General features: G+C 53.4%; 5 protein-coding genes. 1 reads left to right on the top strand and 4 read right to left on the bottom strand.

The features are described 5' to 3' along the window. Window positions 1–146: 146 nt before the first annotated feature. The 3 genes from JNK54_10605 to JNK54_10595 all read right to left on the bottom strand — a co-directional run bounded on the left by JNK54_10605 (window position 147) and on the right by JNK54_10595 (window position 6,159). The gene (locus tag JNK54_10605) at window positions 147–2,399 is read right to left on the bottom strand and encodes a hypothetical protein (GenBank protein ID MBL8024708.1); all 2,253 of its coding nucleotides are present in this window, start codon (window positions 2,397–2,399) and stop codon (window positions 147–149) included. Between the two features lie 384 nt (window positions 2,400–2,783). Then, window positions 2,784–3,875: a VWA domain-containing protein gene (locus tag JNK54_10600; GenBank protein MBL8024707.1), complete on the bottom strand. Its 1,092-nt coding sequence runs from the start codon at window positions 3,873–3,875 to the stop codon at window positions 2,784–2,786. Window position 3,876: 1 nt separating this feature from the next. Beyond that, window positions 3,877–6,159 carry a VWA domain-containing protein gene (locus tag JNK54_10595; protein MBL8024706.1) on the bottom strand — a complete coding sequence of 761 codons (2,283 nt, stop codon included), beginning with the start codon at window positions 6,157–6,159 and terminating at the stop codon, window positions 3,877–3,879. Between the two features lie 276 nt (window positions 6,160–6,435). Here JNK54_10595 and JNK54_10590 point away from each other — a divergent pair, with 276 nt between their 5' ends. Continuing rightward, window positions 6,436–7,707 carry a transposase gene (locus tag JNK54_10590; GenBank protein ID MBL8024705.1) on the top strand — a complete coding sequence of 424 codons (1,272 nt, stop codon included), beginning with the start codon at window positions 6,436–6,438 and terminating at the stop codon, window positions 7,705–7,707. A 53-nt stretch (window positions 7,708–7,760) separates the two neighbouring features. On the opposite strand, the gene JNK54_10585 is transcribed toward JNK54_10590, so the two are convergent. Then, a partial coding sequence (locus tag JNK54_10585; GenBank protein MBL8024704.1) for a transposase occupies window positions 7,761–7,975 on the bottom strand: 215 nt, incomplete at its 5' end.

Raw genomic sequence — 7,975 nt, 5'->3', positions numbered from 1 at the left:
AGAATAATCAGAGGCATCAAGAAATATCTTGCGCCGTTCGTTTCCCCGCGCAATGACATGAAAGAGACCACCAGGAACCACAAGGCGTGCACGTCGAGGCATGGCCCAATAATAAACATTTCAACGCACACAGACAACTTAGTTGATTAGTTGAGAACGTCCCACTCTCCCCCCAGCCAATAAAAAGTGGCCGCGGGCCCATGGGAAGGCGTATCCTCCCCCTGTAAACCCATAAGGACCAAGACATAGGTTTTTCCCTCAATAGATATCTCTGACCTCTTCACCACATGGTCTCCCCAACCCTGCTCTTCCAACAGCGGTTGTAAGCCCTCCCACTTTTCAATGGGCGAGGCGAAGATCTGGCAATGAACCATTGTTCCGTTCTGTATCATCTTCGCTTTCAAAAGGGTAAAGAGCCCTGCCCGCGAAAGACGATCTTTTTTCAATTCTTCCATTCGAATGCTAAATAATTTCCCCGCATTGTCTTTGACATCCTTAAAAAGAGCCTCAACGGTTATGGGAGGGTCACCCGTCGCAAACAGTGGGACCATATCCTGAAGAGCCGAATGCCCCAGAATAAAAGACCCGGGAACCATAAAACCGCGGGGCCCCTTGGTGCTCCCGGCCGTGGGGGGAGGGGCCACAAGGGCTATTTCTTCACCTGAAAAAAGTTTTTCTAACGGGAGTGGATCATTGGAAAAAATATCTAAATAGTTATTTTCATCTGGTGTCTTCGTTATTTTTGGTGTGACAACCACATACGAAACGTCTTTACTCCTGAACATTTGAGTTAATCCATCGGAATGGAAACCCCCGGCCACTAAAACGGCTGAGGATCTTCCAGTGGCTTTCATTTGGGCCAACAAGTGATCTGCCATTGGCCCATTCCGTTCCGTTGCCAATCGGCAAAATCGCTCCGCGGGTTCAAGAATCGATTCATCGATCCCGCCAAGCATTGATTTGACCGATGCGAGAATCGACGTTTTTTCGATCCGATAGGCGTCCCATTCAGCAGGGGGTAATGTTTGATTGGCCAGCTTGGACAAAAGAAGCAGGGAACGGTTTGTGGCCATCACGTCTTTTTGTTCGGCCGTTTCCGCCAAAACATCCCCGACGGTTTTCTCCAGGGTTGTTAACTCTGCCAGGAGTCCTTCCGGATGGATCCTTTCTGCCAGGGAAACATACCTGAGATAATCTTCCAATGGACCATAATTTTTGAGCGGTATTTGATAGCGAAAGCACATTTCTTGTATCGATCGATTAAATTCACCCAATGTCACACGCCCCATTCGGCAGAGGAGGCTCTTTTGGGCCAACGATTCTAAATCTGTTTTAGAAACGCGATCCGCCAAGGCCTGGGCCAACCCCCGTCGGCCTCTCTCGACGGCTTTAAAATCCAACGCGCCTTCCTGGGTCATGGCTTCGACGAATAGGTCTACTTGTGGGATTTTCATCCCGTTGATTTGGAGGCGTTTGGCTTGTTGATATAAAAATCGAGCGTAGGGCCCTATTTCTTCTTGGCGGGAATGATAGGCGGTGACATGGCGATCGTAATCCTTTAACGGCGGGGAGAACAGAACATCCTTCCGCCTTTCAACTTCCTGACCGGCCCGTTCCAACCAGTGAGCGAGCAACCTTTTTGTTTTCAACGAATCCTTGAACGCTTTTATATTTTCCCGATAAATGTCGGGGTTTTCCACGCCCCAGAGAGTGACATCCTTGCTTGAAACAATGGCCGCATATTCAGGCCCGCTGAGGAGGCTTTCTTTTAAATAACTTTCGACGAGGCCCGCCGTGATGTGAGGGTCTGGATAGTGCCGATACCGGTCGGTCGTAAACGGCCCCGAGGCTCCCTCCATGCCCACAAGGGTCACCCCCTGAATGTCCGCCAACCCTTGGATCATCGCCGCAATATTTTGTTGAGCCTCAAAAATTCCGTGGGCATCTTGGATATGAATAATAAAGGGAGCGTTGGGTCTCTTGGCGGTAAAACTCTCCCGAACCGTGCCATAGGGCAAAAGGAAAGGGGCCCATTGACTTTGAGCAGTGTCGCCTGGGAGTCCGTGTTTAGACTGACTTGAATTGGATTGATATTGGGGTAAACCCATTGGGAGGGGAGAATCCCATGGACTTCCCAAGGGGCCACCCCCGGGTTGGGGCAATTGGGCGAGCAGGGTCCTTTGGGCATCCTGGGAAAGGGACGACGTCCCCTGATTGGAGGAACGGAGCTCCCTCCCCTGGGATTGCCCCTGCCTTAATTGTTCCACAGAACGGCGCCGCAGTGTCCAAAAGGCCTTCTCCCCCCCGTAGACGGTCAACACATTGCTGAATAAAAGGGTCCCCACCACGAAGAGTGTGGTTAATTTATTCATCAGGGACCGCTCGGCGTTAAGGGACATGGGCTTCCTGTAATTGTTAAGTTCAGAAGGACCCACGGAATCAATTCAGGGAGGGGGTCCTCCTCCACTATAACTGACGAGAGAGAGGGAACCCCTTAAGAACTTGTAAATAAGTTGTAACCATGACAATTAATGGCGGAAACACTTTAGCTCTCCGAAGCGGACTAAGACTGGGTCCGGCTAAACCCGCCTAGCGGAAGGGGGCCCCTGCGACGAAGTCGCAGGGGGGAACCGCCGGGACTGGTTCCCCAGCGGGTGTGCCGGAACCAGGCTCGGTCCGCCACGCTTCCGTTAAGAACTTCGAGTAGCTAAAGAGACTCTACTGGCGGGTATTAGCAAACCGTTGATTTCAATTAACGTTACGCTTTATCATTCCGAAGCGGGTTAGTATCTAATACCTTTTTTCGCGGCCTGGGTTTTCAAGGACTTCATGAGCTCTTGATCAAATCCGGTTTGTGTTGCCTGGGTGTTTTTGGCCAAGAACCCATTCCGTTCATTTTGGAGCGCCGCCAAGGCCTTCTCTAAACGTTCGCGCTCTTTCTCCAACAAATCGACCTTGGCCTTTTTCTCCGCCAGGGTGAGCCCCTTTAATTCCGGGGGAAGCTCCTTTTCCGAAAGGGCCCCTATCGAAACCCCTTCATTTTTGATGGCGTTCAACAAATCGCCCTGGTCGTATCCTTCCCGCATTCGGTACGAGGCGCGGTCCGCGGCCACCGCGGGGGCGCTCACAGCCATAACACGGGCGGCCAAGGCCTTGGACTCGCCCATGGATTCCGCACGGTGTCCGTATCCCAATGACGTCTCTGCCAACTGAACGCTCAACTTGGCAATTTCCTTATCGAAGGGCGTTTCCAAAACAGAAACGCCCCCATCTTGGGCAATCGCCAAGTAGGTCCCTTCGCCAAGGCCCGCAATTTTGCGCCATTCTTGAGAAGTCGCCGCGTCAGCGCCACATTGAATGGTATTAATGATAATTCCCTGCCTCACCGCTTTTTCAATTATTTTTTCAAGGGGAGGCGTGTCACCATAGGTTCCATGTCCCGGCGCATCCCCGACCAGGTAAATGACCTTAAAGGCCCTGGGTTCTTTGCTCCAGGCCAATCCCTCCACCGCCTCCAAAAGTCCTTTCCATACGTGTTCCTGGGTATCCCCCCCGCCATCCGCCCTAAACCCCATCAAGTCGGAATAAACCACATCCAAGTTGTTGGAAAAGTTTGTTGTACGGGTGACGTAGTCATCTCCACGATCCCGGTAACCAACCAATGCCATCCGTATTTCAGGCGACGGCTTTCCCTTCGCAATTTCGTTGGCGATGTGCCATATTTTTGCCTTGGCCCCATCAATCAGTCCTCCCATGCTTCCCGTGGTGTCCAGAAGAAAAGCCACCTGGACCACGGGCCGGTTCCCTTCGGCGGAAACGGAACCCCACACGCCGCACATCAACAGACTCACGATAAAGCGCGAAATTGTTTTCATATTATTCTCCTTGAGGGTGAACTTTATAAACAACCCCTTTCCATTGAACGATGACGTTCTTTCCTAACGAAAAAAACTTTGCCAAGATGGGCTCCGATTGGATAAGCTTAAAGTAGTCTTCTCCCAAGGCCACCACGTCCCGCACGGGCCCCTGGGGGTTCGCCTCGTAGGCCCCATCGGTCCACGTGTCACCCCGCTTATAAAACATTTTACTTTCGATTGCGCGGGTCTCCGCCACCGCAACCCCGGATGCCATTAATTTATCTTTCGTTTCTTTTTCAGTAGCGTCGGCGCCGAGAGTCGCGACCCCCCCTCCGGCCGTTGGCGCCATCACGCGCCCCGCCCGGTCAAAGGCGATACTTTGATTTTGCACGACACGGGCTTTTTGGGGAGTCCCCCACGCCCCGCTCATCCGCACATCTTCGGCCATCTGTCGAAAGGAGGGGGCCGCGCGTCCCACGGCGTTCGCCATGGACACACCATCCTCGGTGATCAAATAAGAGGTGTAGGGTGTCACAATCCCATACCGCTTGGCTATTCGAACGATTCCTTCAATCACCTCCGGATCGGCCTTCCCTCCCAATCGAATCCCATCCAGTTCCGCAAACACCTTCCGGTGGGCCCACAGGCGGGCGATAAAACTTTTTTCCGAGGCCTGATCAGGCAAGGCGAGTTTGAAGATGTATTCTTCCTTTTGATCCCCCCTTTGCCCAGAAACCGTCAGGGAGACTTTTTCTCCCTTTGCGTAACGACCCAAGATAACCAAATCTTCTCCATAAAAGAGGTCGTCTATTTTGCGGGGATAGACGTCGCTAACGTCCGCATCTCCCCAATCCACGTGGACATCCGTGAGGGCCGGTTTAGCGACCTTTTTATAGAGAGTGGAAACTTTATTTTCAATGGTTTCACCCGGCATCACGTAGTCCCGGGCCCCATGGTTTTCCTGGGCGAGACGGTCAAGAAGGAGCGTGTTCACATCGTCCCCCACCCCAAAAACATAGAGGCGCGCGTGACTATTGTCCGCCCAACCCCTTACTTTCCCCAAGAGCCGGTCAAAATCAGTTTCTCCAATGGTGGGAAGTCCATCAGTGATAAAGAACACCATGGGGACCCGACCTGTTCCTTTTTTGAAGAGCTGGAGAGCTTCCCTTAATCCTTCCTCAATGTTAGTGCCCCCCGCCGCCTCTATCCGTCGAACAAAGCCCAAGGCCTTTTCTTTACCATCCGCCACGGACACCAGTTGCTCTCGAAACACGTCCACCGACGTGGCTAAAGTCACAAGGCCAAACCGGTCATCGGGTCCCAGGCTTTTAAGACAAAACTCCAGGGCCCCCTTGGCCTGTTCCATTTTTCCGTTTTGGTTCATGCTCCCCGATCGATCCACAACAAAAACGATGTCTTTTGCCACAGACGAAAGACCGCCGACCGGACGTGGGGATAGGGAAAGCATCAAAAAACCATCCTCTTCGCCATCCCGATGGGCCAATAGCCCCGCGGAAAGAGGATCCTCCTGGGTCCCATAAAAGACTTGGAAGGGTCCCCCCGCATTCCCCTGATAAGTCAAACGAGCTCGTTTTTCCCCCTGTCGATGTATTTCGACCCCGCTCACCGGGGAATAGAGGTGCCGAAGGGGGGTTGTCGATTCCAGATCCAATGACACCGTGGCCGCCACCATTCTGGCGTTTCCCGTCCCCTGGGTAAACGGCAGTGTCAGTTCATAGAGTTCTCCGCTTCTGCTCAGGAGCTGGCTATAGGTCACAGTCACGTCAATTTTTCCCCGGGGTTCAATGGGAAATACCCGGGCACGGAGCAAGCGCTGTCCCACCAGCTCGAGCAGGCCAGGATCCCGCATCTGCCGGACAATGTTTTCGTAAATTGAAAGGGCCTGTTGAGCATCCAACAATTCCCCCTTCATTTCCTTTCCCCCTGAATTCATGACAAACCCCGTCATCACCACGTCGGGCGGGAGGGGCACCATCAAAACCCCTTCCATCCGGTTTCCTGAGGGGTTATAAAACCTAAAATCCGCCGTCATTTGTACCGTGTTATTGAGTATCTTTCCAGATAACCGCATGTCTGTAAGAGAAAGGGAAATCATGGTTGGTGGCAAAACGGGTCTTGGTTGGGGCCATAGTGCAGTCCTGCGACCGCTTGAATGCCCCGGCAAAAGATTCTGACCCACTTCTTTTTCCCCTTCCGGCCAAGCCAAGAGGTCCACCGCCCGGACTCGCCCCACCCCCATGAACAAAACGGCTCCCAAAACCATAAAACCTATTTTTTTCATAATCGCCCTCCTTGATTTCTGGCACCGTTACGACACCCCCCAGGGCAAAAAGTTCCCATGACAATTAATGCGAGACACGTTAAAGGACGGATCGACGAGAAAGGGGGTTAAGTTTTGGATCCCAACGATCGTGGACCCATTCAGCCGGGAATGTTTAATGATAAACCGGATCACGCGTTGACCCGGCGATTTCCTAAAATCAGTTGAAATTTGAGCCACGGCTCCGCGTTTGCTTAGATGAATCTGTGAGAAAACATCTACCAAACGGAGGAAGCCATGGCAAAAAAGAGGATAACGAAAAAGACGTGGAAGGGCAACCCGGCTGTTGAGGCGGCGCTGAAAGCGGTTCGAGAAGATCAAAGGCGTGAGGCGAGCCTGGCGGCGATTCAGGCCTTGGTTCCAGTAGGGTTGGCGGCTGTGGCGGACCGGCTACGGCGGGATCTGGAGATACTGGCGGGGCACAAATCCCAAAGAGATGGGGTGGGGTATCGCTGGGGGAGCAACAACGGCTCCGTGTATCTCGGGGACCAAAAGGTTCACATGAAGGTGCCGCGGGTGCGGAGCAAAGAGGACGAGCGGGAGATTCCCCTGCCGTCCTATGAGGAACTCCAGAGCCCACGTGTGATCGAGGACGTGCTATTGAGGCGGGTCATCGCCGGGATCAGCGGGGAGCGGTATGAGGAAGCGGCGCTGTGTGTGCCGGAGACGTTCGGTATTTCGCGGGACAGCGTGTCGCGGAAATATATCCGAGCGTCGGGACGGAAGTTGCGGTTGTTCCGGACGCGGTCGTTGAAAAAACTGGATATTGTGGCGATGATCCTGGACGGGAAGACATTCGGGGCCAACGAAATCATTCTGGCGCTGGGGATCACGATCGCGGGAAGGAAAGTCCCACTGGGATTCATTGAGGCGTCCACAGAGAAATACGAGGTCTGCCGGGACTTTCTGAATGGGCTGATCGACCGGGGGTTGTCGATCGAGAACGAGATGTTGGTGGTGATCGACGGCGGGAAAGGATTGCGGAAGGCGGTTCAGGTGGTTCTGGGGGAGAAGGCATTTGTCCAACGGTGCCAGTGGCACAAACGGGAAAACGTGGTGGGCTATTTGCCCAAAGAGCGCCAGGGTGAGTTCCGGGAAAAGCTACAGGCGGCCTACGAACTGCCGACATACGAGGCGGCGAAGACCCGCCTGAGATCCTTGGAACGGGAGCTGAAAGGGATCAACACCTCAGCGGCGGCGAGCTTAACCGAAGGAATGGAGGAGACCTTAACCCTGCACCGGCTGGGGCTGTTCGAGAAGCTGGGGACCAGTTTCAAGACGACGAACATGATCGAGAACGTGAATGGGCTTCTGGAACGATCCACAGGGCGCGTGACCCGGTGGCGGAACAGCGACCAACGGCAACGATGGGTGGGCACGGCCCTCCTGGACATCGAGCCTCGATTGAAAAAGGTCAGGGGATACAGGCATCTCCCGGCATTACGAACGGCCATGAGGGAGGCTGTGATGCGAAAGGTTCAGCCAACAGAATTACGAAAGGTAGCGTGAGAGTCGTGGCCAAAGTTCAACTGAAAAAAAGATTGCGCCAGCGTGTGTAGTTGTTACTGGGGATTAAGGGGGGCATCTGTTCCCTGGGGACCCGACTGAATAAGAAGGTGAAAATGATTCGGCATCAAGACCCAGGCGAGACATTGGCATTTCGACTTTTCCAAACCAATTCGCAGACGTTCGAGGAGTTCAGAATAATCAGAGGCATCAAGAAATATCTTGCGCCGTTCGTTTCCCCGCGCAATGACATGAAAGAGACCACCAGGAA

The organism is Elusimicrobiota bacterium (genome assembly GCA_016788905.1).
GTDB lineage: Bacteria > Elusimicrobiota > Elusimicrobia > FEN-1173 > FEN-1173 > JADKHR01.
The sequence above is the reverse complement of the archived record's forward strand: the minus strand, read 5'-3'. Positions and strand labels throughout refer to the sequence as shown.

Bases quoted from the DNA above. Each gene is read 5' to 3' on its own strand.
- JNK54_10595 (MBL8024706.1), bottom strand. From the start codon at position 6,159: ATGAAAAAAATAGGTTTTATGGTTTTGGGAGCCGTTTTGTTCATGGGG.
- JNK54_10605 (MBL8024708.1), bottom strand. From the start codon at position 2,399: ATGTCCCTTAACGCCGAGCGGTCCCTGATGAATAAATTAACCACACTC.
- JNK54_10600 (MBL8024707.1), bottom strand. From the start codon at position 3,875: ATGAAAACAATTTCGCGCTTTATCGTGAGTCTGTTGATGTGCGGCGTG.
- JNK54_10590 (MBL8024705.1), top strand. From the start codon at position 6,436: ATGGCAAAAAAGAGGATAACGAAAAAGACGTGGAAGGGCAACCCGGCT.